26 protein-coding genes and 3 tRNA genes are annotated in these 23,403 nt (G+C 74.9%); 16 read left to right on the top strand and 13 right to left on the bottom strand.

Going from position 1 to position 23,403, the window contains the following annotated elements:
* The first annotated feature begins 43 nt into the window (after positions 1-43).
* Complete coding sequence (locus tag M8316_RS00680; protein WP_250051072.1) at positions 44-427, top strand: hypothetical protein; 384 nt, start codon at positions 44-46, stop codon at positions 425-427.
* A 93-nt stretch (positions 428-520) separates the two neighbouring features.
* On the opposite strand, the gene M8316_RS00675 is transcribed toward M8316_RS00680, so the two are convergent.
* Both M8316_RS00675 and M8316_RS00670 read right to left on the bottom strand, forming a co-directional pair.
* The gene (locus M8316_RS00675) at positions 521-1,129 is read right to left on the bottom strand and encodes a dihydrofolate reductase family protein (protein ID WP_250051070.1); all 609 of its coding nucleotides are present in this window, start codon (positions 1,127-1,129) and stop codon (positions 521-523) included.
* A 7-nt stretch (positions 1,130-1,136) separates the two neighbouring features.
* Positions 1,137-2,396 carry an SGNH/GDSL hydrolase family protein gene (locus tag M8316_RS00670; protein ID WP_250051068.1) on the bottom strand — a complete coding sequence of 420 codons (1,260 nt, stop codon included), beginning with the start codon at positions 2,394-2,396 and terminating at the stop codon, positions 1,137-1,139.
* Positions 2,397-2,523: 127 nt separating this feature from the next.
* Here M8316_RS00670 and M8316_RS00665 point away from each other — a divergent pair, with 127 nt between their 5' ends.
* The 4 genes from M8316_RS00665 (at position 2,524) to M8316_RS00650 (ending at position 6,427) form a co-directional block, all read left to right on the top strand.
* Entirely contained in the window at positions 2,524-2,862 is a 339-nt protein-coding gene (locus M8316_RS00665) for a TfoX/Sxy family protein (protein ID WP_250051067.1), read from the top strand.
* A 69-nt stretch (positions 2,863-2,931) separates the two neighbouring features.
* Positions 2,932-4,164 (top strand): MFS transporter, encoded by a 1,233-nt coding sequence (locus tag M8316_RS00660; protein WP_250051066.1) that lies wholly within the window; start codon positions 2,932-2,934, stop codon positions 4,162-4,164.
* An 83-nt stretch (positions 4,165-4,247) separates the two neighbouring features.
* Positions 4,248-5,045 (top strand): alpha/beta fold hydrolase, encoded by a 798-nt coding sequence (locus M8316_RS00655; protein ID WP_250051064.1) that lies wholly within the window; start codon positions 4,248-4,250, stop codon positions 5,043-5,045.
* Positions 5,046-5,227: 182 nt separating this feature from the next.
* Positions 5,228-6,427 (top strand): S53 family peptidase, encoded by a 1,200-nt coding sequence (locus M8316_RS00650; RefSeq protein WP_250051063.1) that lies wholly within the window; start codon positions 5,228-5,230, stop codon positions 6,425-6,427.
* A gap of 34 nt (positions 6,428-6,461) precedes the next feature.
* On the opposite strand, the gene M8316_RS00645 is transcribed toward M8316_RS00650, so the two are convergent.
* From M8316_RS00645 to M8316_RS00635, 3 genes are read right to left on the bottom strand one after another with little or no spacing between them, the layout of a single operon-like run.
* Positions 6,462-7,085 (bottom strand): DedA family protein, encoded by a 624-nt coding sequence (locus tag M8316_RS00645; RefSeq protein WP_250051059.1) that lies wholly within the window; start codon positions 7,083-7,085, stop codon positions 6,462-6,464.
* A gap of 19 nt (positions 7,086-7,104) precedes the next feature.
* Positions 7,105-7,917, bottom strand: coding sequence for an MBL fold metallo-hydrolase (locus M8316_RS00640; protein WP_250051057.1), 813 nt, complete (start codon positions 7,915-7,917; stop codon positions 7,105-7,107).
* Entirely contained in the window at positions 7,914-10,079 is a 2,166-nt protein-coding gene (locus M8316_RS00635; RefSeq protein WP_250051055.1) for an alkaline phosphatase family protein, read from the bottom strand. Before M8316_RS00635 ends, M8316_RS00640 begins: the two co-directional genes overlap by 4 nt.
* Before the next feature lie 111 nt (positions 10,080-10,190).
* Between M8316_RS00635 and M8316_RS00630 the strand changes: the two genes are divergently transcribed.
* A complete protein-coding gene (locus M8316_RS00630; protein WP_250051053.1) occupies positions 10,191-11,060 on the top strand; it encodes an oxidoreductase in 870 nt (289 codons plus the stop codon).
* A gap of 10 nt (positions 11,061-11,070) precedes the next feature.
* Here M8316_RS00630 and M8316_RS00625 read toward each other — a convergent pair whose 3' ends face one another.
* Positions 11,071-11,364, bottom strand: a complete 294-nt coding sequence (locus M8316_RS00625) for a YrhK family protein (RefSeq protein WP_250051052.1) — start codon at positions 11,362-11,364, stop codon at positions 11,071-11,073.
* A 68-nt stretch (positions 11,365-11,432) separates the two neighbouring features.
* Between M8316_RS00625 and M8316_RS00620 the strand changes: the two genes are divergently transcribed.
* Positions 11,433-11,744 carry a hypothetical protein gene (locus M8316_RS00620; RefSeq protein ID WP_250051051.1) on the top strand — a complete coding sequence of 104 codons (312 nt, stop codon included), beginning with the start codon at positions 11,433-11,435 and terminating at the stop codon, positions 11,742-11,744.
* A gap of 122 nt (positions 11,745-11,866) precedes the next feature.
* Positions 11,867-12,313 carry a hypothetical protein gene (locus M8316_RS00615; RefSeq protein WP_250051050.1) on the top strand — a complete coding sequence of 149 codons (447 nt, stop codon included), beginning with the start codon at positions 11,867-11,869 and terminating at the stop codon, positions 12,311-12,313.
* 85 nt (positions 12,314-12,398) lie between these two features.
* Here M8316_RS00615 and M8316_RS00610 read toward each other — a convergent pair whose 3' ends face one another.
* Both M8316_RS00610 and M8316_RS00605 read right to left on the bottom strand, forming a co-directional pair.
* Positions 12,399-13,460, bottom strand: coding sequence for a CNNM domain-containing protein (locus M8316_RS00610; protein WP_250051045.1), 1,062 nt, complete (start codon positions 13,458-13,460; stop codon positions 12,399-12,401).
* 29 nt (positions 13,461-13,489) lie between these two features.
* Positions 13,490-14,938, bottom strand: coding sequence for a hemolysin family protein (locus M8316_RS00605; protein ID WP_250051044.1), 1,449 nt, complete (start codon positions 14,936-14,938; stop codon positions 13,490-13,492).
* A gap of 156 nt (positions 14,939-15,094) precedes the next feature.
* Between M8316_RS00605 and M8316_RS00600 the strand changes: the two genes are divergently transcribed.
* A complete protein-coding gene (locus M8316_RS00600; RefSeq protein WP_250051042.1) occupies positions 15,095-15,529 on the top strand; it encodes a hypothetical protein in 435 nt (144 codons plus the stop codon).
* A gap of 117 nt (positions 15,530-15,646) precedes the next feature.
* Here M8316_RS00600 and M8316_RS00595 read toward each other — a convergent pair whose 3' ends face one another.
* Entirely contained in the window at positions 15,647-16,306 is a 660-nt protein-coding gene (locus M8316_RS00595; protein WP_250051040.1) for a hypothetical protein, read from the bottom strand.
* 137 nt (positions 16,307-16,443) lie between these two features.
* The gene (locus tag M8316_RS20345) at positions 16,444-18,159 is read right to left on the bottom strand and encodes an SAM-dependent methyltransferase (protein ID WP_272494463.1); all 1,716 of its coding nucleotides are present in this window, start codon (positions 18,157-18,159) and stop codon (positions 16,444-16,446) included.
* A gap of 77 nt (positions 18,160-18,236) precedes the next feature.
* Here M8316_RS20345 and M8316_RS00580 point away from each other — a divergent pair, with 77 nt between their 5' ends.
* Complete coding sequence (locus M8316_RS00580; RefSeq protein WP_250051038.1) at positions 18,237-18,821, top strand: helix-turn-helix domain-containing protein; 585 nt, start codon at positions 18,237-18,239, stop codon at positions 18,819-18,821.
* A 6-nt stretch (positions 18,822-18,827) separates the two neighbouring features.
* On the opposite strand, the gene M8316_RS00575 is transcribed toward M8316_RS00580, so the two are convergent.
* Positions 18,828-19,022 carry an I78 family peptidase inhibitor gene (locus tag M8316_RS00575; protein ID WP_250051036.1) on the bottom strand — a complete coding sequence of 65 codons (195 nt, stop codon included), beginning with the start codon at positions 19,020-19,022 and terminating at the stop codon, positions 18,828-18,830.
* A gap of 96 nt (positions 19,023-19,118) precedes the next feature.
* Between M8316_RS00575 and M8316_RS00570 the strand changes: the two genes are divergently transcribed.
* The 3 genes from M8316_RS00570 to M8316_RS00560 all read left to right on the top strand — a co-directional run bounded on the left by M8316_RS00570 (position 19,119) and on the right by M8316_RS00560 (position 21,250).
* Positions 19,119-19,493 carry an ArsR/SmtB family transcription factor gene (locus tag M8316_RS00570; RefSeq protein WP_250051034.1) on the top strand — a complete coding sequence of 125 codons (375 nt, stop codon included), beginning with the start codon at positions 19,119-19,121 and terminating at the stop codon, positions 19,491-19,493.
* 1 nt (position 19,494) lies between these two features.
* Entirely contained in the window at positions 19,495-19,992 is a 498-nt protein-coding gene (locus tag M8316_RS00565) for an SRPBCC family protein (RefSeq protein ID WP_250051030.1), read from the top strand.
* A gap of 181 nt (positions 19,993-20,173) precedes the next feature.
* Complete coding sequence (locus M8316_RS00560; protein WP_250051028.1) at positions 20,174-21,250, top strand: 2,3-butanediol dehydrogenase; 1,077 nt, start codon at positions 20,174-20,176, stop codon at positions 21,248-21,250.
* An 86-nt stretch (positions 21,251-21,336) separates the two neighbouring features.
* Here M8316_RS00560 and M8316_RS00555 read toward each other — a convergent pair.
* Positions 21,337-21,410: transfer RNA gene (locus M8316_RS00555), tRNA-Phe, on the bottom strand.
* A 52-nt stretch (positions 21,411-21,462) separates the two neighbouring features.
* Positions 21,463-22,536 (bottom strand): LacI family DNA-binding transcriptional regulator, encoded by a 1,074-nt coding sequence (locus M8316_RS00550; RefSeq protein ID WP_250051025.1) that lies wholly within the window; start codon positions 22,534-22,536, stop codon positions 21,463-21,465.
* A gap of 105 nt (positions 22,537-22,641) precedes the next feature.
* On the opposite strand from M8316_RS00550, the gene M8316_RS00545 reads away from it, so the two are divergent.
* The 3 genes from M8316_RS00545 (at position 22,642) to M8316_RS00535 (ending at position 23,371) form a co-directional block, all read left to right on the top strand.
* A tRNA-Glu gene (locus M8316_RS00545) sits at positions 22,642-22,714 on the top strand.
* A gap of 141 nt (positions 22,715-22,855) precedes the next feature.
* Positions 22,856-22,932: transfer RNA gene (locus M8316_RS00540), tRNA-Asp, on the top strand.
* An 85-nt stretch (positions 22,933-23,017) separates the two neighbouring features.
* Positions 23,018-23,371: a metallopeptidase family protein gene (locus M8316_RS00535; protein ID WP_250051571.1), complete on the top strand. Its 354-nt coding sequence runs from the start codon at positions 23,018-23,020 to the stop codon at positions 23,369-23,371.
* Positions 23,372-23,403 lie beyond the last annotated feature (32 nt).

The following is a 23,403-nucleotide window of genomic DNA, read 5'->3' as shown; positions in this document are numbered from 1 at the left end:
GACCGGTGACGCCGCTCGGCGCCGAGGGCTACCGTGCATGGGCATGAGGCGGGCGCCGCACGAGAACGTCGCCACGGTCCTGGTCGAGCCGGGCCGTCTGGCCGAGCTGGAGTTCGCCCTCGTGGCGCACGACCTGTGGGTCTGGCCGGTCGCGACGGCCCCGATCTGCGTGGACGGCCCCCGCCAGGCTTTCCAGGTGCGGCGGCGGCTCGTCGAGTCCGCCCAGGGTCGGTGGGACTGCGCCGCCGCGTGGGTGCCCGTCTGGGTCTCCTTCGGCGAGTCCTGGGGCCACCGCGACGGCCTGGTCACCTGGCAGGCGCGCAAGCAGCTCTACACGGTGCTCGACGCGTTCGCCGCCCACCTGCGCTACCGCCGCGGCCTCGGCGGGGTCGCGCCGCTCCCGCTGCCCCGGGACCGGGCCTCCTGACCCTCCGCTCGGCCGATAGTGCGCGACGATCTGGCTGCTCCAGCTGCCAGAACCGGTGCTTGTCGTCGCGCACTATCGGCGGTACGGGGAGGGTCAGCGGACGACGTCCCAGACGCCCATGGTGATGCCGTTGGGGTAGGAGGCGGTCTCGACGGGGCGCAGCAGGGTGCGGGGCCCGTCGTCGGCGAACAGCCTCGCGCCGGAGCCGAGCACCACGGGGAACGTGAGCAGGTGGTAGCGGTCCACGAGGCCGGCCGCGGCCAGGCCCCGGGCGAGCGTGCCGGAGCCGTGGACGAGGATCGGCCCGCCCTCGGTCTCCCTCAGCGCCGCGACGTCCTCCAGACCGCGCAGGATCGTGGTCTCGCCCCAGCCGTCGACGAGGTCGTCCTCGGCCAGCGTGGAGGAGACGACGTGCTTCGGCATCGCGTTGTAGCGGGGGAACTCCTCGGTCATGGACGGCCAGACCGGGGCGAACTCCTGGTAGGAGACCCGGCCCAGCAGCATGGCCGTGGCCTCCTCCTGCTCCCTGCCCTTGAGCTCGTAGGCGGCGGGGTCGAACTCGATGTCGGTGAAGGTCCACCCGGCGTGCGGGTGGTCCCCGCCGCCCGGGGCCTCCATGACTCCGTCGAGGGTGAGCATGGTGGTGACGACGATCGGGCGCACGGGGTGCTCCTTCTGCTCGGGGCTGCTGCCGGGGATCATGCCCGACTCAGCGCAGCGCCATGACGGGCTCGCCCGCCGTGAGCCCGGTGCCGGTACGGGTGCAGGTGCCGCCGACGGGCGTGCCGCCGTTCCAGGCCTGGCGCACGCAGGAGCGGACGGCGAGCTGGCCCCAGTAGTTCGGGTGCAGCGACTCCTGGACGTAGTAGGGCGAGCTGCTGCCGATGGTGCTCACCGTGCGGATCTGGTTGACCCACTCGGTGCGGTCCACGGCACCGGGCGACGTCCAGGAGGCGAGGCCGACCTCCTCGTAGAGGCCCACGCCGGACTCGCACAGCCGGCGGCCGTCGAAGGTGTGGGCGAGGTCGAGGACGGCGGTGTTGGTGAGGCCGGAGTCGGCCAGGCCGCCGAGCACGGTGCTGTTGATCGCCGGGAGGGCGGTGTCGTTGGCCCAGTCGGCGTCGGCGTTCCAGAAGCCGCAGCCGCCGGTGTCCTGGCGCGTGTAGCCGGACTGGGAGTAGCGGAACCCGCCGGCCCGCGGGATGGGCGAGGGGTAGGTCTGCAGGAGCAGCGTCCACTCGTCGTCGGAGTAGCCGGCGGTGCGCATCGCGGTGGCGATGTTGGTCAGGCCGGCGGCCACGTCCGCCCGCACCTGGGCCAGGTGCGAGGCGGAGAAGGCCTGCTCGACGCTGTTGTCGTCGTGGCAGTAGTCCTTCGCCCAGCCCGGGGAGTAGAGGAAGTCCAGGACGCAGGTCTGCACCACGTCCGCGAAGCCGACGTCGTTGCCGCCGATGGAGACGACGACCATGCCGACGTCGTGGGTGGAGGCGAACTCCTGGAGGGCCAGCGCCTGGCCCTGGCCCTCGGACCCCTCGTAGAAGTCGAGGCCGGGCTTGAACCGGTCGCCCGTGCTCGTCGAGGTCTCCGCGCCCGAGCAGGCGAGGTTGAGGCTGGGTGCGGTGCCGATGTGGATCTCGGCCGAGGACGAGCGGTGGCAGCGCTCGATCGACTCGCTCGACCCGGCGTCGAGGTAGGCGCCGGCGCCCAGGGCGTCGGCCCGGTCGGAGTCGGCGTTGGAGGACCCGGCCCAGCGGCCCGCCTCCCCGGAGATGTAGGAGTCGCCGACGCTGACGACGTACGGCGTCTCGTCCGCGGCTGCCGGGGCGACGGCCACCGGGGAGACGGGGGCGAGGACGCCGAGGGCGGCCGCGGCCGAGCCGAGGAACGCGAGGGTGGCCCGGTGTGTGGCCCGGCGTGTGGCCCGGTGTGAGGTCCGGTGTGCGGGCAGGACGAAGCGTGCTGAGGGCATGGGGAGCCTTCTTCCCGAGAGAGCGACGGACCCGAGATGACCCGTCGCCCGGCACGCTAGCGGCGCCCGCGCGCGGCGTGAAGGGGGTCACGTGACAGGCCGGGCCCCGCGCCGCAGACTGAGGTGCGTGCCCTACGACCCCGTGCTGGCGGACCGGCTGCGCGACCTCCTCGACGACGAGCCCGGCCTGACGACGCGCGCGATGTTCGGCGGGCTCGGCTTCATGATCGGCGGGCACATGGCGGTGGCCGCCTCCTCGGGCGGCGGGCTGATGGTGCGCTGCGACCCCGGGCAGGCAGTGGCGCTGTGCGTGCCCGGCTCGCACGCGGCGCCGATGGTGATGCGCGGGCGGGCCATGCCCGGCTGGCTGCTGGTCGACGCGGCGGGCCTGGTCTCGGACGAGGACCTGGGCTCCTGGGTCGAGGTCGGCGTGGCGTTCGTGGCCACGCTGCCGCCGAAGTCGTGAGCCGCGCGCGGCGTCCGACATCTCACATCGGCTTGGCTGTGCACCGACCGTGAGCGCAGTCTTGACCGAGTGAGCCTGCTGACCCGTGCCGAGGACGCCCTCGGCCACCCCGACGGGGACCCCCGGCACCGCCCGGGCACCCCGGGGTTCCGGCGGCTCAACCAGGCGATGTTCTTCGCGGGACTGGCGGCCTTCGGGCTGCTCTACGGCACGCAGCCGCTGCTGCCGATGCTCACGGACGCGTTCGGCGTCGACGCCACCCAGGCCGCGCTGACCGTCTCGGTCTCCACCGGCGCCCTCGCGCTGTGCACCGCGCCGGCCGCGGCGCTGGCCGAGCGGCAGGGCCGCGTGCGGGTGATCCGGGTGGCGCTCGTGGTCGCCGCGCTGGCCTCGGTCGCGTGCGCGCTGGCGCCGTCCTACGTCGTGCTCGTCGTGGCCCGCCTCGTGCTCGGCGCGGCGCTGGGCGGCGTGCTGGGCACCGCGATGGGTCACGTCGGCACCGAGGTGCACCCCGCCGGCCTCGGCGCCTCGATGGGGCTCTACGTCGCCGGCAACACGATCGGCGGCGTCTCCGGTCGCGTCCTGACCTCGCTGGTCTCCGACTTCGCCGGCTGGCGCGGTGGCCTCGTGGCGCTCACCGTCTTCGCGCTCGCCGCGATGGCGCTGTTCTGGGTGCTCCTGCCCGAGCCGGTGCGCTTCAGCCCCGACGCCACCGGCCGCGCCCGTCTGGGCCGCAACCGGGTGGCGGCGCTCGTCGCCCTCGTCGTCGTGCCGTTCGCGCTCATGGGCGGGTTCGTCGCGGTCTACAACTTCCTCACCTACCGGCTCACCTCGGCGCCGTTCGACCTCAGCCCCGCGATCGCCGGCCTCGCGTTCCTGGCCTACCTCGCCGGCACCGTCACCTCCGCCACGGCAGGACGCCTCGCCGACCGCGTCGGGCGCCTGCCCGTGCTGCTCGCCGGCGCCGCGGTGATGCTCGTCGGCCTGCTGGTCACGCTCTCGGGCAGCCTGGCTCTCGTGGTCGTCGGGCTCGTCGTCTTCACCGCCGGGTTCTTCGCCGCGCACGCGACCGCCTCCGGGTGGGCGCCGCAGCTGCTGCCGTCGGCCCCCGGGCGCGCCTCGGCCTCGTACGTGATGACCTACTACGCGGGCTCCAGCGTCTTCGGTGCCCTGCTCGGCTTCGCCTGGCACGGGGGCGCGTGGCCGGGGGTCGTGCTCGCGGTCGCGGCGCTCATCGGCGTCGGCGTGCTCGCGGCCGTGGCCGCGTGGGGCCTGAGCCGGCCGGACCGCGCCTCCGCCTGACGCCGCTCGACCACCGGTGCGTCCGGTGGGGCCCACCCGGTCGGACCTGCTGAGGAGGGACGACCCGGGACACGCTGGGGGTCGTGAGCGTGCCTGAGGTCTGGTCCGAGGAGCTGAGGTCGGCGGCGCGCCCGGAGCCGTCTGGCGGGGTGCCCTGGCTGCTGCTGCACGCGTTCCCGCTCTCCTCGGCGATCTTCGACCGGCTGGCCCCGGCCCTGCTGGGGCGCGGCGAGCGGGTGCTGGTGGCCGACCTCCCCGGCCTCGGTCGCAGCCCCCGCCCGGGCACCGAGCCGAGCATGGAGGCGGTCGGCGACGCCCTGGCCGCCGTGCTGGACGCCCACGACCTGCCGCGGGCGCGGGTGCTCGGCATCTCCACCGGCGGCTACGCGGCCCTCGAGCTGGCCCGGACCCGCCCGGACCGGGTGGAGAGCCTCGTCCTCGCCTCGACGACACCGTGGCGCATCGAGCCCGACCGGCCCGCGCTGCGGCGCGAGACGGCCGCGACGCTCGAGCGCGAGCACAGCACCGGCAGCCTCGCCGACGTGCCCGAGGCCGCGCTCGGCCCGACGGCCCACCGGGAGCAGCCCGCGCTCGTCTCGCTGGTGCGCGACCTGGTGAAGCGGGCGGACCCCGACGGGGTGGCCTGGATGGCCCGCGCGATCGCGGCCCGCCACGACACGGCCACCGTCGTCACCGCCTTCCCCCGCGAGGTCCACCTGCTCTTCGGTGACGAGGACACCGACACCCCGCCCGAGCGGGCGACCCAGATCGCCGCGCTGCGCCCCGCGCACGCCCCGACCCGAGTGACGGTGTTGCCGGGGACGGGGCACCTCACCGTGCTCGAGCGGCCCCGGGAGGTCGTGGAGTCGCTGCTCGGGTAGCGCGTTCCTGAGGACCGGCTGAGCGGGAGGTCTCACAGGAGTTTCTTGCGCGTGACAACCGTTGCGCACAGCAACCTTTACTCGCGCACCCCTGGACGCGGAGATGCTGCGGCCGTTACACAGTTGCCACTGTCAACTGTGTTCCGAGCATCTCGGGCCGTGAACTCCAGGAGCGACATCTCGTGAGAAGAACTCTGTCCGCCGCCGTCCTCGGCGCGGCGTCCCTCGTCGTCACCGGGCTGGTGGGCCTCGCGCCCCACGCCGACGCCGACCCCTCGCCCACCGGCCTGCTGCACAGCCAGCGCGTCTGTGCGTCCCGGACCCCGCTCGGCGAGGCCACCTGCCACGCGGAGAAGCTGGTCGACGCGGCCGGCCGGGCCCCGCAGCTCTCCGCCCCGCCGTCCACTGGCCTGACCCCGTCCGGCCTCCAGGACGCCTACGGCCTCACCGGCCTCTCCTCGGGCGGCGCCACCGTGGCGATCATCGACGCCTACGGCTACGACAACCTCGAGGCCGACCTGGCCACCTACCGCTCGGAGTTCGGCCTCCCGGCGTGCACCACCGCCAGCGGCTGCCTCACGATCATGGACCAGACGGGCGGGTCGAACCTGCCGCGGATGGACGTCGGCTGGGCGCAGGAGCAGGCCCTCGACGTGGACGCCGTCTCGGCGGCCTGCCCCGACTGCAAGATCGTCGTCGTCCAGGCCAAGAGCGCCTCCTTCGCCAACCTCGGCACCGCCGTGCAGACCGCGGCGTCCCTGCCGGGCGTCGTGGCCATCTCGAACTCCTACGGCGGCTCGGACGCCCCCGACTCGACCTACGGCGCCTACTACGACCACCCCGGCATCGCCGTCACGGCCTCCACCGGTGACAACGGCTACCAGGGCGGCAGCTACCCCGCCTCGTCCTCGTACGTGACGGCGGTGGGCGGCACCTCGCTGGTCCAGGCCTCCGGCACCACCCGCGGGTGGAGTGAGTCGGTCTGGGACGGCGCCGGCTCCGGCTGCTCGCAGAACACCGCGCTCGCCGCGGCCGCCGGCTACGACACCGGCTGCTCCGGCCGGGCCATGGCGGACGTCGCCGCGGCCGCCGACCCGAGCGAGGGCGGCCTGGCCGTCTACTACCCGTCGTCGCGCCGCGCCTCCACGTGGGGCCAGTTCGGTGGGACGAGCGAGTCCGCGCCGATCATCGCCTCGGTCTACGCGCTCTCGGGCGACACCTCGGGCTACGCGAACGCCAAGCCCTACGCCCACCCCGAGCTGCTCAACGACGTCACCTCGGGCAGCAACGGCACCTGCTCGACCGCCCAGCTGTGCACCGCCCGCACCGGCTGGGACGGCCCGACCGGCCTGGGCACCCCGAACGGCGTGGGGGCCTTCTGAGCCAGGCCCCACGTCCGCAGGATCGGCGGCCGCGTCAGCCCTCTCGGGGGTCGGCGCGGCCGTCGCGCGTCCGGAGCACGTGCTCGCGCCGCCGCTCGACGAGCCGACGGACCAGCCCCGGCGCCGAGCTCAGCACGAGCGCGGCGACCACCACGGCGACGAGCGCGACCTCGCGGTGCGGCAGCAGCGAGCCCAGCACCCCCACGCCCGCGTAGACCAGCGCCCACAGGCCCGCGGCGCCCACCGCGGCCGAGGCGAAGCGGTACCAGGGGTAGCCGGTCAGCGCCGCGACCAGCAGCACCGGCACCCGCCCGCCCGGCACCAGCCGGGAGACCAGCAGGGTGCGCAGCTCGTGGGCCTCGATCCGGGTCCGCAGCACGGCCAGCCGGTCGTGGGCGGTGCCCTCCTCCAGCCAGCCGAACCGCTCGGCCAGCCCGGTGCCGGCCACCAGCAGCGCGCCGTAGACCACCAGGTCGCCCACGTAGGCGCCGGCGCCGCCGGCGACGATCACCGGGAGCACCTCCCACAGGTGCGCGTCGACGGCGAGGACGGCGGCGGCCGAGACCGCGGCCCCGGTGGGCACCACCGGCACCACCGCGCCGAACGCGACGACGGCCGCCAGCACCAGGAGCGCCAGCGGGGTCACCTCGTCGATCATGCGGCGGCCGGGAGCGGGGTCACGGCACCAGTCTGACGCCCGGCCGGGCGAGCACCGCCCGGGTGGTGGGGGCGTGCTCGTCCACCGCGTCCAGGAACCGCGCCCCCGGCGTGGTGAAGAACCGCCGGAACACCCCCGGCGCCAGCGGCTGGAGGCCCACCGGCCAGAAGGTGCCCCAGTGCACGGGGACGGCGGCGTCGGCGCCCAGCAGCGCCAGTGCCCGGGCCGCCTCCACCGGACCCAGGTGGTGCACCACGTCCAGGCTGGGACCCCAGCCGCCGATGGGCGGCAGGGCCAGGTCGACCGGGTCCAGCGCCTCCAGGTCGCGCACCAGCCGCTCGCTCCAGCCGGTGTCGCCGGGGAACCACACCCGCTGCCCGCCTGCCTCCACGACGAACCCGATCGCCGGGCCCGCGGCGGCGCCCCGCAGCGGCAGCCGGCGGCCGTCGTGGTCGGCGCGCAGCACCCGCACGCGCACCTCGACCCCCGCCGCCGTGGTCACCTCCACGACGTCGCCCGGGCGCACCCCGCGCACCTCGCAGCCCGGCAGCGCACCCCGGCGCCGGCCGTCGCGCAGCAGCGCCTGGCCGCCGTCCGGCACGAGCACGACGGCGCCGGTGGACAGCCGCTGCAGCGAGGGCACGTGGAAGTGGTCGGAGTGCAGGTGGGAGACGAGGACGAGGTCGGCCACGTGCGCCTCGGGGCCCGGCGTCGGGGTGCGTCGGCGCAGGTGGTGCAGCCGATCGTCGAGCACGGGGTCGAGCAGCACCCGGGCACCGCCCGGCTCGACGGTGGCCGACGCGTGGCCCCACCAGGTCAGCGGGACGCTCATGCCACCGGCTCCGTGGCGGGGGAGCGGCGCTCCTGCCGCTCCTCGCGCAGGCCGAGCTGCTCGAGGCGACGCACGAGGGCGGCGTGCACGTCGGTGCCGCTGAGCGCGGCGCCCCGGGAGTCGCCGGGGGCGCCGGCCAGGGAGCCGTCGGGCAGGTCCCACGAGGAGGGGTGCAGCAGCACAGCCTCGGTCTGGTCGCCGCCGACGCCGCCGTGGCTGCCGACCAGCTCCTCGAAGGCGATCACCTCGCCGAGCACGGGGTCGCAGGCGCCGAGCAGGACGAGGTCGCCCACCCCGTCCTTGGCCTCGAGCTCGAGCAGGTCCGCGGCGGCGAGCGGGCCGAACGCGATGAGGGGGTCGGCTCCGGCGCCGCCGTGAACGTGCGGCCCGAGCACGCCGCTCTCGAGCAGCCGCCACCCGTCGGCGGCGGTGACGCGCAGGCCGTCGCCGGTGCGGGTGACGACCAGCCCGACGCCCGGGTGCGCGGCCAGGCCGTCGACGAGCGCGGGGTGGAGCCCGGCGAGGTCGTCGTGCGTGAGTCGCCCGGGCAGGTCGGTGCGGTAGACGTGCGCCAGGGCGCCCGAGGCGGCCACGACCAGCGCGGGCGCGTCGAGGCTCCCGGCCGCCTGTCGCTCGGCCTGGCGGGCGGCACGCTGGTCGCGCAGGCGGGCGGCGCCGGTGGCGGCCCGGGCGGCGGCCTGCTGGCTGCGGGAGCCGCCGGAGAGCAGCATCGAGGCCGGCAGCATCCGCTCGTCGCCTCCCTGCTCGCGGGAGGCCGGCGGGCACGCGGCCCCCGCGAGGTCCAGGACGACGGCCTCCAGGCTGCGCCCGGTGACCTGCTCGAACGTCGGCCCCTGCACCTGGCCGTGGTCGGAGACGACCACGACCTCGTAGGCCCGGTCGGTGCGGGCCGCGACGGCGTCGAACAGCTGGAGCACGCGGTCCAGGTTCTCCAGCACCCGCATGGACTCCGGCCGGCTGGGGCCGGCGTGGTGGGCGACCTCGTCGTAGTCCACGAAGTCGACGAACACGACCCGCCGCCCGGCCGTCATCTCCTCGGCCACGATCGAGACGTTGAGGTCACGCAGGACCACGGTGGTCAGCCCCCGCAGGAAGAGGAACGCCCCGAGCCTGCTGACCCGCGGCTGCACGTCGCGCACCCGCTGCCGCCGGGCCTGCCACAGCTCGGTGACGAGCTGGCCGACGAACAGCGTCACCGAGCGCAGGAAGCCCGTGCCGCTGGTGGCGAACGCGCCCGCGGCCCGGCCCGTGCGCGGGATGCCGGAGTCGCTGACCGTGAGGTAGCGGTGGGCCGCGTCCCCGGAGAAGAGCACCGAGACGCTGGCGCCGTCGTCGGCCAGCAGCCCGCGGCCACCGGACGTGGCCTCCAATCGCGGCTGGAGGACGGCCAGGTCGGACTGCTTGCTCACGACGAGCATCCGGCCGAGCTCCTTGTCCCACCAGCGGTAGCCGGGCACCGAGGTCGCGTCGCCGTGGAGCAGCACGCCCTGGCCCGCGGGGGTCGTGGACGGGATGCCGGTGTGCCAGCGACGCAGTCGGTACTCCCCGGAGCGCAGCCACCGCGAGACGGTCGGCACCGCCCCGGAGACCACCGCCTGGCGCAGCAGCGGCTCGGGCAGCCCGTCCAGCTGCACGACGAGGAGGCCCGCGCCGGCGGAGCCGGGGGCCGTCGAGTCGCGCGCGGCCCGGCGCAGCACCTGGCCGAGGAACGCCTCGTCGCCGCTGGCGTCGACGACCCAGTTCACCGCGGCCGCGGCCACCGTGGCGCCCCACGAGGCGAGCAGCACCTCCGGCCAGGAGAAGGGGTCGACCGAGGGCATCACCGCCAGCGCCACCCACATCACCACCGCCTGGGTCAGCAGCCCGGCCAGCAGGAGCCCCACCAGGCCGGTCATGACCGTCAGCCGCACCAGCAGCGGACGCAGCAGGGCGCCCACCACGAGCACGCCGACGGCGAGCATCGCCACCGACTCCGCACCCTGGGTGACCTGCGGCCCGGGCAGCACCCAGAGGCTGATCGTCAGCGCGAGGAACGAGACGACGAAGCCGCGCAGCACGTCCACCACCCACCGCCACGTGGGCCGCGGCCACGAGGGACGCAGCCAGGACGGCCGGCTCCGCCGGGGGTGCTGCGCTGACACGTCTCGATCCTAGGAGCGCCGCGTCGTGGGCGCGCGGCCCGAGCGGGTGGCTCCCGTCGAGAGGCTCCTCACGCACCCGCCGGGGGCGGCGGTGCGGCCTAGGCTGCGGACATGGCCACGACCCCCGCAGCAGCGCCCGCAGAGACCGGCACCGCCCGCGTCGTCCTCGTCACCGGCGGCTCCTCCGGCATCGGCGAGGCCACCGCCCGCCTGCTCGCCGCCGACGGCTGGACGGTCATGGCCGCGGCCCGCCGCACCGAGCGGATGGCCGCGCTCGCCGAGGCCGGGATCGAGGTGGCCGCGCTCGACGTCACCGACGAGGCCTCGGTGCGGGCCTGCGTCGAGGGCGTCCTGCAGCGGCACGGACGCCTCGACGCGCTGGTCAACAACGCCGGCTACGGCTCCTACGGCGCGGTCGAGGACGTGGACGTGGACGAGGCACGCCGCCAGTTCGAGGTCAACCTGTTCGGCCTCGCCCGGGTCACCCAGCTCGTCCTGCCGACCATGCGGGCGCAGGGCAGCGGCACGATCGTGAACATCTCCTCGATGGGCGGGCGCATCTACACCGGCTTCGGCGCCTGGTACCACGCCACCAAGCACGCCCTCGAGGGCTTCTCCGACTGCCTGCGGCTCGAGGTGGCGCCGTTCGGGGTCGACGTCGTGGTGATCCAGCCCGGCGGCATCCGCACCGAGTGGGGCACGATCGCCGCCGACGGGCTCGCCGAGGCCTCGGGGTCCGGCTCGCCGTCCGGGGCCTACACCGCCCGCGCGCAGGACGCCGCCGACGGGATGCGGCAGCGCTACACCGGCCACCAGCTCTCCGAACCGGTGGTCGTCGCCCGCGCGGTGCGCACCGCCCTGGACGCCCGACGACCGCGGACCCGCTACGCGATCGGTTTCGGGGCCAAGCCGCTCATGGCGCTGCGCGCCGTCCTGCCGGACCGGGCCTTCGACCGGCTCCTCAGCCTGGTCATGGACTGAGAGGCGCTGCTCAGAAGTCGTCGGCGGACGCGTGGTCGGCGGCGGCACCGCCGTGGCGCGCCCGGTGCCGGGTCAGGTGGACGCGGCGCGAGAGCCGCAGCGCCGGGCGCACCGCCAGCTGCACCGACCCGACGATGAACAGCCAGGTGCCGGCCAGGGTCGTGGCCTCCCGCAGGAAGAGCACCGACCCGATGATGAACCAGACGGCGATGAGCAGGTCGTTGATCGTCGACAGCGTCTCGTAGCGGTGCCGCAGCACCAGCTCGCGGTCGGTGCCGGGCAGGTCCAGGTCGAGGTCGGGCATGCCCCGAGCCTGCCCCGTCCGAGCCGGGGCGATCTCACCGTTCCGGGCGGTGCCCTACCCTCGGGGCCGTGAGCGAGCAGACCCCGGACAGGGACCTGGACGGGCCGCTGCCCCTCGGCGGCCCGGGCTGGGGCATCGCGTCCCTGGCGGTGGGCGCCGCCGCCCTGCTCCTGTCCTGGGCGGGCCTGCCCGCCATCCTCCTCGGCGTCCTCGGCGCCGGCCTCGGGGCTCGGGGGACGTGGCTGGCCGGCCGGGGCCGCGCCACGGGTCGCGGCCTGGCGGTGACCGGGTGGCTGCTGAACCTCGCCGCGACGTTCGTCGCCGCCGGCTCGCTGGCCATCGAGGCCTACCTCCTGTGGCGGGTCAAGACGGGCTCCTGACCAGCCCACCCGCGGGGTGAGGATTGCGCCGCGCCCGGCTGGGCACGCTGTGTGGCACCGACCGCGCCCGGAGCGCGGCCCGGGCAGACCGGCCCGGCACCCACCTGGACCAGGAGCGACCCATGACCGGCGACCAGAACCCCTACGGCGAGCAGTCCGCGTACCCGCAGACCCCCGCCGAGCAGTCCCCGCAGCAGCCCTACGCGCCGACCGAGAAGAAGGGCGGCCCCGGCCTCGCCATCGCCGCCCTCGCGGTCGGCATCCTGGCGCTGCTCACGTCCCTCACGGTGATCGGCGGCCTCCTCGGCGGCCTCATCGCCCTCGTGCTGGGCCTCGTGGCCTCCAGCAAGGCGAAGAAGGGCCGCGCCACCGGCCGGGCCATGGCCGTCATCGGCTGGCTCCTCGGCCTGGTGAGCATGCTCGTCGCCGTCGCGGTCATCGTGGTGGGCGTGCTGGTGTTCCAGTCCGACGACTTCCAGAACCTCCAGGACTGCGTGGCCTCCGCCGGCGACGACCAGTCCGCCAGGGACGCGTGCGCCCAGGAGTTCGGCACCTCGATCACCAACTGACGCGACGCCGCTCAGACGCACGACGGCCCCCGCCACCGGCGGGGGCCGTCGTGCGTGTCGAGGATGTGGTGAGGCCGGGTGCGGCTCAGACGCCCGCTGCCTCCTCTGCCCCCTCCTCGGCCGCGGCCGACGCCGGCATCACCCGCGCCAGCAGGTCGGCGATGGTCACGACGGCGACGCGGTCGCCCGCCCCGTCCCGGCCGTGCTGGCCCTCGGTGAGGACGACCCGGGCGATCTGGGCCCCGGCGCGGCGCAGGTCCTCCAGGGCGTCGAGCACGGTGGCGCCGCCGTCGAGCACGTGCAGGTCGCGGACGAAGCCGTCGATGCCCTCGTCGGGGTCGGCGGTGAGGGTGTCGCGCACGTGGACGACGCCGTCGGGGTCGGAGGCGGGGCCCACGAGGATGCGCAGGTGGCCCGAGTCCAGGCTCGCGGCGTGGACGTCGGCCACGTCGGCGTCCGCGGGCACGGTGACGAGGTCGCGGGCCCGCGCCACGTCCGCCACCGTGAGGCGGGTGGTCGCCAGCGCGCCGCGCAGCTGCTCCGACGAGCCCGCCTCGAGGTCGCCCGCCTGGGCGGAGTGCAGCACCAGCTGCTCGAGCTCCTCGGGGTTCTGCTCGATGGCGACCTCGTCGACCGGCTCGACGCCGCACCGGCGCACGAGCGCGTTGGCGGCCTCGTTGAGCACCAGCAGCGCGGGGCGGAAGACGAACATGAACGCCCGCATCGGCACCGCGAACATGATCGCGGAGCGCTCGGGGTGGGTGATGGCCCACGACTTGGGGGCCATCTCGCCGACCACGAGGTGCAGGAAGGTGGCCACCACCAGCGCGATCGCGAACGCGACGACGTAGGCGACGCCGTGCGGCAGCCCGAGGGCGTGCAGCAGCGGCTCCAGGGCGTGCTCCAGCGCCGGCTCGGTGACCGCACCGAGGGCCAGCGTGCAGGCGGTGATGCCGAGCTGGGAGCCCGCGAGCAGCACCGAGACCTCGCTCGAGCTGCGCAGCGCCGCCCGGGCCGCGCGGCTGTGCACCGCCTCGGCCTCCAGCCGGGTGCGGCGGGCGGCGATGGTGGCGAACTCGATCGAGACGAAGAACGCGCTGGCCACGAGGATGAGCAGCGTGATGGGGAGGGCGATCCAACCGTCCATGAGGGTCTTCTCCTAGCGGGGGTCGGGGCTCAGACCTGGGCCTGGTCGGCGGGCACGGGGTCGAGCGGCTCGTCGAGGTCCTCGGCGTCCAGCCCCTCGGGGGCGACCAGCTCGACCCGGACCTGCGCGGGCACGTAGCGGGTCACCTCGAGCACGGTGGCGCGCAGCAGGCGACGCGGCGGGTCGTCGTCGTGGGCCAGCTCGACGGGGTCCAGCGGCAGCTCCACGTCCACGTGCTCGCCCTCGACCGGCAGGGCGCCGCGGGCGGCGATCACCATGCCGGCCACCGTGCGGGCCGCGCCCTCGGGCAGCTCGACGCCGATCTCGCGCTCCACCTCGTCCAGCGGGGCGTCGCCGCGCACCGTCCAGCGGCCCTCGACACCGTCGGGGTCGGGCACGAGGTGCGGGTCCTCGGGCTCGTCGTGCTCGTCGGTGATCTCGCCGACGACCTCCTCCAGCAGGTCCTCGGCGGTGACGATGCCGGCGAACCCGCCCCACTCGTCGATGACGCAGGCGAGCTGGTCGTGCCGCTCGGCCATCGCCTCCAGGGCGTGCGGCAGGGTCATGAGGGTCGGGACGACGACCGCCGGCCGTGCCACGTCCGCCGCCGTGACGGTGCCCGGGTCGGTGCCCTCGCCGACGACCGCCATCGAGCGGGCGAGCACGTCGCCCAGGTGCACGACGCCGACCACGTCGCCGTCCTCGTCGAGCACCGGGTAGCGGGAGTGGCCGCCCTCCATCTCGGCGAGCACCTCGGTGAGGGTCGCGGCGGCAGGGACGCTGTCGACGCGGCTGCGCGGCACCAGGGCGTGGTCGACGTGGCGCTGCGGGAAGTCGAGCATCCGCTCGAGCACGAGCGAGAGGCCCGGCGGCAGCTGCCCGGACTCGCGGGAGACCGAGACGATGCGCTCGAGGTCGTGGATGTTGGCGGAGTGCTCGACGTCCTCGACCGGCTCGAACCCGAGCAGGCGGACGAGGCGGGCGGACGAGGCGTCGAAGAACCGGATCGCCCAGCCCATCGTGCGCATGTACACGCGGGTGGAGGCGGAGAGCGCGGTGGCGGTCTCGTAGGGGCGGGCGATCGCGTAGTTCTTCGGGAACAGCTCGCCGAAGAGCATCTGGGTGAACGTGGCGACCACGAGCACGGCGACGGTGCCGACCGCGATGCCGACGCCGCTGGGCACCCCGACCCCGCCGAGCACCTCGCCGATCGCGGAGCCGATGAGCGGCTCGGCCACGTAGCCGACGAGCAGGCCGGTCACGGTGATGCCGAGCTGGGCACCGGACAGCATGAAGCTGGTCTTCTCGGTGATCTTCAGCGTGCGGCGGGCAGCCTTGTCGCCGTCGTCCGCGCGGGCCTTGAGCCGCGAGCGGTCGACGGCCATGTAGGAGAACTCCTGGGCCACGAAGTAGCCGTTGACGGCGATGATCACCGCGACCAGGAGCACTCCTCCGACCAGGGAGAGCGCGACGTCCATGCGCCACATCCTCCCCAACCGGTCAGGTCCTTCCGGGTGAGGAGCCGGGGCGCGGATGAGAGGTCTCCCATGGAGGTCTCACGGACGGCTCACGCCGGCCCGGGAACCTCCTGGGTGTCGGGCGAAGGGCCCGGCCACCACCAGGAGGAGAGAACCGTGAAGAAGCCCCAGCTCCGCAAGCCGTCCCTGCGCGCCGGCCTGGCCACCGTCGTGGCCACCGGCCTGCTCGCCACCCCGCTCGCCGTGCTTGCCGCCTCGCCGGCCTCCGCCGTGGAGAAGGAGCGCGGCGGCCGCTGCGACGGCGCCCGCTTCTCGCTGTCGGTGGAGTCCGACGACGGCGGCTACGAGGTCGAGGCCGACATCGACGACGCCCCCCGCGGCTCGCGGTGGCGCGTGGTGATGAAGCAGGACGGCGACCGGTTCGTCCGTACCGTCGCCCGGGCCACCGCCGACGACGATGACGACGACCGCGACGGTGACGTCGACATCGACCGCTGGCGCCGCAACACCAACGGCACCGACACCTTCGTGCTGAGGGTCAACAAGGTCGGCACCTCCGGTGGGTGCCGGACCGTCGTGAAGGTGGCCTGACCCGGCCCGTCCTCCGGGCCTGTCGATCGGGGTGGGCGGCTCCGGTGACCGTGGTACGACCCACCGTATTCGTGGTTCCGAGCCGCCGGAACCACGAATACGGTGGGTCGTACCCGCTCAGCGGGGCGTCGCCCGCAGCCGCTCGCCGAGGTGGATGGCGGCGGTGACGACGAGGTCGTGCTCGTCCGGGTCGGCGGCGGCCTGCTCGGGCACCTGCCCGCCCAGCAGCGCGGCCGGCTGGGTCAGCCACGCCCACACGGCGAACGGGTCGCCCCCGGCGGCCAGCAGCGGCTCGAGCACCGCCAGCAGCTCCTCGCGGACCCCGCCGTCCTCGCCCAGCTGGAACGCCGGGACGAGCACCGCCCCGCCGCCCTCGGGCGCCGGCACGACCAGCATCCGCCGCTCGTTGCCGGCCTTGGTCACGGCGAACCGCGTCGCGTTCTCGCTGGTGCCGCGCACGGCGGCCAGCGACGCGTGGTCGTGGGTCGGGCTGGCCAGGAGCCGCGCGCGGGTCTCGGCCCGGCGGGCCACCTGGAGCAGCCCCACCGGCACCGCGTGGGCCGGGTCCTCGCCCTGGCCGCGCAGCTCGGTCTCGAGCTCGCGCAGCCGCTCCGGGCTCAGCGGCATGCCGTCCCCCTCCCGCCAGATCGCCTGACCCGCGGCGGTGCGCTCCACCGTCGGCAGCCCGGCCTCGGCCAGGTGGGGGAGCAGGCCCAGCCCGTCGAGCCAGTCCGCCAGCTCGGTGCTCAGCCGCTCCGCCTGCTCACGCTCGTCCACGTCTCCCAGGATGCCTCCCGCTGCTCCCCGTCCCGTGGGTGGGGCGGCCAGTCCCTGACGTCCTGCAGCCGACACGCCGCGTGGGGCCTGCAGAACGTCAGGGACTATCGGGGTCGCCGGGGGGGCGGGGCGAGAGGTCAGGCGCGGCGGACGGCGCGGAGGATCGCGTCGTGCCAGGTGACCTGCTCCCCGGAGCCGTCGCGGGCGGGCGCGGTGCGGGCGCGGGTCTCGGCGTGGACGTCCCAGGTGGCCGGGTCCAGCGCCGGCACGAGCTGCTCGGCGGTGTGCGTGTAGCGACCAGGGCCGCGGCCGGCGGGCATGTCCACCGGGTGGTGGCCGACGACCAGCAGCGTGCCGCCGGGGGCCACGGCCGCGGCCAGGCGCCGGGTCACGTCGAGCATGCCGCCGTCCGGGAGGTGCACGAAGAAGCTGGTGACCAGGTCCCACCGCTCCTCGCCGGCCTCGAAGGTGCGGACGTCGACGTCGCGCCAGTGGGTGCGCTCGGTGAGGCCGCGGGCCGCGGCGGCCTCGGCCGCGCGTGCCCGGCCGGTGGCCGAGAACTCGATCCCGGTGACGTCCCAGCCCTGCTGCGCCAGCCAGATCGCGTCGCCGCCCTCGCCGGAGCCGACGTCCAACGCGCGGCCGGGGCTCAGGTGCTCGACCTCCTGCTGGAGGGCGGCGTTGACCCGCCCGCTCCACATGTGGTCCTCGCCGCCGTAGCGCTCGTCCCAGGCCGGCCGCTCGAAGATCTGCGCGCGGGTGGCCGCGACGGCCTTGTCGGCGTCCTCGGTCACCAGCTCCATGTTCACCTGGGCGCCCGCCCACGTGCCCTCGGCCATCGCCGTCACGACCTGCGCCTGCAGGTTGGTCACGTTGCCCGCCGCGTAGACGCCCGGCACGGAGGTGGCGCCGGTGGGCGTGGTCTCGACGTGGGTGCCGAAGACGTGGCCGCCCATCTCGAGGGGGACGACGGCGGCGCCCAGCTGCTCGAGCACCTCGCTGCGGGCGGCCATCGGGGCGCCGATCACCACGAAGTCGCAGGGCAGCACCTCGCCCTCGGTCGTGCGGACGCCGGTGACGCGGTCGCCCTCCACCACCACCTCGGCCGCGGTGCCGGCGACGGTCTCCACTCCGCGTGCGTCGAGCCGCTCGGCCTCGGGCCCGGCGATCTCGACGGCCGGGTCGAGCAGCACCGTCACCTCTGCGGACCACTGCCGCCACAGCAGGCCGGCGTGCCCGGCCATCGGGGTCGTGCCGAGCACGACCACGCGGCCGTCGCGCGCCTCGTAGCCGTGGCAGTAGGGGCAGTGCATGACGCCGCGGCCCCACTGCTCGGCCAGGCCGGGCAGGGCGGGCAGGTCGTCGACGAGGCCCGAGGTGACGAGCAGGCGCCGCGCCAGCACGGTGCGGGTGCCGCCGTCCGGGCTCTCGACGGTGACGGCGAAGCCGGTGCCCTCGTGGCTCCACGGGGTGGCACCGGTGACCCGGCCCTGCTCCACGACGGCGCCGAAGCGAGTGACCTCCTCGCGGCCGAGCCGGGCGAGCTCGGCGGGCGGGGTGCCGTCGCGGGTGAGCAGGTTGTGCACCGCGCCGGCGGGCAGGTTGCGCTGCTCGCCGGCGTCCACGACCAGCACCGAGCGCCGGGCTCGGGCCACCGAGAGCGCGCCGGCCAGGCCCGCGGCGCCGCCGCCCACCACGAGGACGTCGACGTCCTCGGGACCCGCGGGCACCTCGACGGCCGGCACCTGCGGCTGGTGCCCGTGCTGGTGCCCGTGCCCGTGCTGGTGGCCGTGGCCCTGGTCCTCGTGCGGCTGGGACTGGGACCGGGACTGGGGGGAGTGCTGCTCGCTCATGGCACGAGCGTGACCCGCCCCGGCGAGAAGCGCAAACATTCTTGCCGAAACGGCAACTCGGGGTGCAACATCGACGCGTGGACGCCCCCGACGAGACCCGACAGACCCAGCAGGCGCTCGAGCAGGTCGGCCCCCGGCTGCGCCAGCTGCGCCTGGAGCGGGAGGCGACCCTGGCGGACCTGGCCGCCGAGACTGGCATCTCGGTCAGCACGCTGAGTCGGCTGGAGTCCGGCCAGCGCAAGCCGACCCTGGAGCTCCTGCTGCCGCTGGCGCGGGCCCACCGCGTGGCGCTGGACGAGCTCGTCGACGCGCCCGAGACCGGCGACCCGCGGGTGCGGCTGACCCCGCTCAAGCGCCACGGGCGCACCTACCTGCCGCTGACGCGGCGCCCCGGTGGCGTCCAGGCGTTCAAGATGGTGATGCCGCCGCGGCCCGGCGCGGAGCCCGACGAGCTGCGCACCCACGACGGCTACGAGTGGATGTACGTGCTGTCCGGGCGCGTGCGGCTCGTGCTCGGCACCCGGGACCTCGTGCTCGGCCCCGGCGAGGTGGTCGAGTTCGACACCCGCACGCCGCACTGGGTGGAGAACCCCGGCCCGCACCCCGCCGAGGTGCTCGCGCTGTACGGGCCGCAGGGCGAGCGGATGCACGTCCGCTCCTGAGCGGGCTCAGCCCTGGTAGGCGCGGACGACCGTGCCGCTCTCGTCGTGCTCGAGGTTCGCGCGGTCGGTGCGGTAGTCCATCGTCGCCATCGCGCCGGGGCCGAGCATGCGCACGCGCCAGCCGGCGTCGGTGGCGCGGCGCTCCGCCTCGTCCACGGGGAGGTCGACGAGGGTGGGGAGGACCGTGTCGTCGGGTGTCATGCGTCGAGCCTGCCACGCGCGGCTGTGAGCGGTCTGTGGCGCACCGGATGAGATATTCCTTGACGGGAATATGTGGCTGGTCCTAGCGTCGCCCCCGTGACCGCCGCCGCCCTCGCCGCCCCGACGTTCGCGGCGCTGGGCGAGCCCAGCCGCCTGCGGATCGTGGAGCTGCTGCGCGCCGGCCCGCGGGCCGTCGGCGACATCGCCGACGCGCTGGGCCTGCGCCAGCCGCAGGTCTCCAAGCACCTGCGGGTGCTGGGGGAGGCCGGCCTCGTGCGGGTCGAGCCCGTCGCCCGGCGGCGGGTCTACCGCCTCGAGCAGCAGCGGTTCGCCGAGATCGGCGACTGGCTGGAGTCCTTCGAGGCCCTCTGGGAGACCCGTCTCGACGCGCTCGGCGCCCTGCTGGAGTCCGGCGCCGCCGACGCGCCGGCCCACCCCGTCCCGCCCACCCGTCCCACCCAGGAGTCCTGACGTGCCCGTGCTCAAGAAGCAGAAGACGTTCACCCTCGAGCGCACCTACGGCGCCGCGCCCGCCGCGGTCTGGCGGGCGTGGACCGAGCCCGACCTGCTCGCGCGGTGGTGGGGCCCGGAGAAGACCCTCGTGCCCGAGTGCCGCGTCGACTGCCGCGTCGGGGGCGAGATCGCGATCGTGATGGAGGCCGGACCGGGCATGGGCAAGTACGCCGGCACCCGCTGGCCGATGGTCGGCACCTTCACCGAGGTGGACGAGCCGCGGCGGCTCGTCTGGAGCGCCGAGTCGTGGACCGACGGCACGCGGGAGGACACGCTGATCGAGCACGTGAACACCGTGACGATGACCGAGCAGGACGGCGGCACGCACGTGCGGCTCGACGTGGTGATCTCCAGCATCGGGCCGAAGGCGCGGATGGCGGCGTTCGGCATGAAGTGGGGCTACAAGTCCCAGCTCGGCCGGCTCGAGGACGTGCTGGCCCCGGCGGCCGCGGGCTGACCCCTCGCCCGCTCTCTCGCCCCGACCGCTCGGCGCGCCGCGGGGCCCGTTCGGCGCACTTCTCGACGCATGTCGATGCAACGCTTGATCCGCGCTCGGAGCAGGACTTGCGTCGGAGGTGACCACTTCACCGAGCGGCCGACGCCCCGGACCCGGGTCGCCGGCAGAGGAGCTGAGACGCATGCGCGCAGCGCGCTACCACGACCGGGGCGACATCCGCATCGAGGAGATCGACGAGCCCGCCGTCACGCCGGGCACCGTCGGCATCGACGTGGCCTGGTGCGGCATCTGCGGCACCGACCTGCACGAGTACACCGAGGGCCCGATCTTCGTGCCCCCGCACGGCCACCCGCACCCGATCAGCGGCGAGTCCGCCCCCGTCACCCTGGGCCACGAGATGTCCGGCGTCGTCTACGCCGTCGGCGAGGGCGTCACCGACGTCGAGGTGGGCCAGCACGTCGTCGTCGAGCCGTACATCATCCGCGACGAGGTCGAGACCGGCCCCGCGTCGACCGACTACCACCTCTCCGACGACATGAACTTCATCGGCCTCGGCGGTGGCGGTGGCGGCCTCGGCGAGAAGATCGTCGTCAAGCGCCGCTGGGTGCATCCCGTCAGCAACGACGTGCCGCTCGACCAGGCCGCGCTCATCGAGCCGCTCTCCGTCGGCTACCACGCCGCCCAGCGCTCCGGCGCGAAGGCCGGCGACGTCGCCCTCGTGGTCGGCGCCGGCCCGATCGGGCTGCTGACGTCCGCTGTCCTCACCGCCCTGGGCGTCGAGGTGATCGTCTCCGAGATGAGCCCGCTGCGCCGCCAGAAGGCCGCCGAGACCGGGGTCGCCAAGCACGTCCTCGACCCCGCCTCCCAGGACGTCGTCGCCGAGGTCAGGGCGCTGACCGGCGGCAAGGGTGCGGACGTCGGGTTCGAGTGCACCTCGGTGCAGGCTGCCGTCGACACCCTCGTGGACGCGCTGCGCCCGACCGGCGTGCTCACGGTCGTCTCGATCTGGGGCAAGCCCGCCCAGCTCGACATGCAGAAGATCGTGCTCAAGGAGCTCGACGTGCGAGGCACCATCGCCTACGTGAACTCCCACCCGGCCACCATCGAGCTGGTCGAGAGCGGCAAGATCGACCTCGCCCCGTTCATCACCGGGCGGATCGGCCTCGACGGCCTGGTCACCGAGGGCTTCGACACCCTCATCCACCGCAACGAGACCGCCGTGAAGATCCTCGTCTCCCCGTCGGGCCGGGGCCTCTGAGCCCGGTCGACGACGCAGGAACGCCGAAGGCCCCCACCGCACGCGGTGGGGGCCTTCGCTCGCGAGTCAGAGCCTCGCGGTGCTCGTGGGCAGGGGCGGGGTCGAACCGCCGACCTATCACTTTTCAGGCGATCGCTCGTACCAACTGAGCTACCTGCCCGAGCGGGGACGACTCTAACCCAGCCGTGCGGTCGCTCACGAATCGGGTGACGTCAGGACGACGGGGGCGCAGTGCTCGTGCGGACCACCAGCGAGGTGGGCAGCACCCGGTGCAGCGGCTCCCCGTCCGCGGGCTCCGGGATGACGGCCTCGCGGTGCGCCTCGATGGCGTCGACCAGCAGCCGCACCGCCAGGCTGCCCTTCTCGCTGATCGGCTGGGCCACGGTGGTGAGGCCGAGGGCCTCGGCGACCGGGCTGTCGTCGAACCCGACGACCGAGACGTCCCCGGGCACGGCCAGCCCGAGCGACTCCGCGGCCCGCACGGCCTGCCCGGCCATCGAGTCGGAGAAGCAGAGCAGCGCGGTGGGCCGGTCGGGCCGGTCGAGCATCTGGCGGGCGACCTCGAAGGTGCGCTCGTGCGGGGTGGCGGCAGACAGTCGCACCTCGACCGGCTCGAGACCGGCCGCGGCCAGCGCGTCCTGCCAGCCGAGCATCCGCTCGTGCGCCGGCGGGTTGTGGATCTCCTGGGCCCGGGCGGGGGACTCGGTCTCCTCGTGCAGCGGCGCGACCTGGAGGATGCTGACGCGTCGGTGCCCCAGGTCGAGCAGGTGCTGGGCCACGGCCCGGGCCCCGCTGCGGTCGTCGACGTTGATCGCCGGCACGTCGCTCAGCGTCAGCTGGTCGATCGTGACCAGCGGCAGGTCGCGCTTGCGCAGCCAGGCCACGTCCGCGGAGTCGGGCTCGCAGATGTAGACCAGCGCACCGTCCATGGGCACGTCGCGCGCCGGCACGACCTCCTCCCCGGCCAGCCCCGCGGGGATCAGCGTGAGCGCGAGGCCGCGCTCGGCCAGGGCGTCGCCGACCGCCACGAGCATGGCCATGCTGACGGCGTCGGCGGCGTTCTCGCCGAGCCAGCCCGTCATGAGCAGGCCGACGGTGCCGGTGCGGCCGCGGGCCAGGGCGCGGGCGGCGGGGTCGGGGCCCACGTAGCCCATCTCCTCGGCGGTGGCGAGGATCTTGGTGCGCAGCTCCGCGGAGAGCTTCTGGGGTCGGGAGAAGGCGTTCGAGACCGTCATGCGGCTGACGCCGACGGCGTCGGCGATCGACTGCAGGGTCACCTTGCCCACGCTGCTGTCCTCCTCGCCCCGGCCTGCCCGGGCCTTCAGCCTGCCACGCCGGGCTGGTGCGGGTGTGGAGCGCGGCACCGTTCACCGTAGACTCCTCCCCGCCTGGCCCCCATCGTCTAGCGGCCCAGGACCCCGCCCTTTCACGGCGGTAGCACGGGTTCGAATCCCGTTGGGGGTGCTCCTGGCTCCGGCCAGGTCCGGTCGGCGCGTCCGTGCAGGTCAGCGGCTCACAGCCGCGGGGGACGCCGACGAATTGGGAGCCGTGAGGACTCTGGGTTAGAGTTCTCACGCTTCACCGGCACGGCCGGGAGAGTCACCTGGCCCCGTAGCGCAGTTGGTTAGCGCGCCGCCCTGTCACGGCGGAGGCCGCGGGTTCGAGTCCCGTCGGGGTCGCCACACCACAGGCCCGGATCTCACCGAGATCCGGGCCTGCGTGCGTCCGGAGGCGGTTGCGCCCACCTGGCACGATGTCCGCGTGCCGATGGACCTCGACGCCGCCGCCTTCGACGCGCTGGTCGACGACGCGCTCGACGGCATCCCGGCCGAGATCGCGGCCCTGGTGGTGAACCTGGTCGTCCTCGTCGAGGACGAGCCGCCGGCCGACGAGCCGGACGACCTGCTCGGTCTCTACGACGGGGTCGCGCTCACCGAGCGGACGGACTTCGACGCCCCGCCGCGGCTGCCCGACCGGATCTTCCTGTTCCGCCGGCCCCTGCTGGACTTCTGCGACACCCCGGAGCAGCTCGCGGAGGAGGTGCGGATCACCGTCGTGCACGAGATCGCGCACCACTTCGGGATGCCGGAGTCCCGGCTGCACGAGCTCGGCTACGGCTGAGCCGGCGTGCGGGTGGCGAGCGGGTCGCGAGC

It is taken from the genome of Nocardioides bruguierae, assembly GCF_023554635.1.
GTDB classification, from domain to species: Bacteria; Actinomycetota; Actinomycetes; order Propionibacteriales; family Nocardioidaceae; genus Nocardioides; species Nocardioides bruguierae.
The sequence above is the reverse complement of the archived record's forward strand: the minus strand, read 5'-3'. Positions and strand labels throughout refer to the sequence as shown.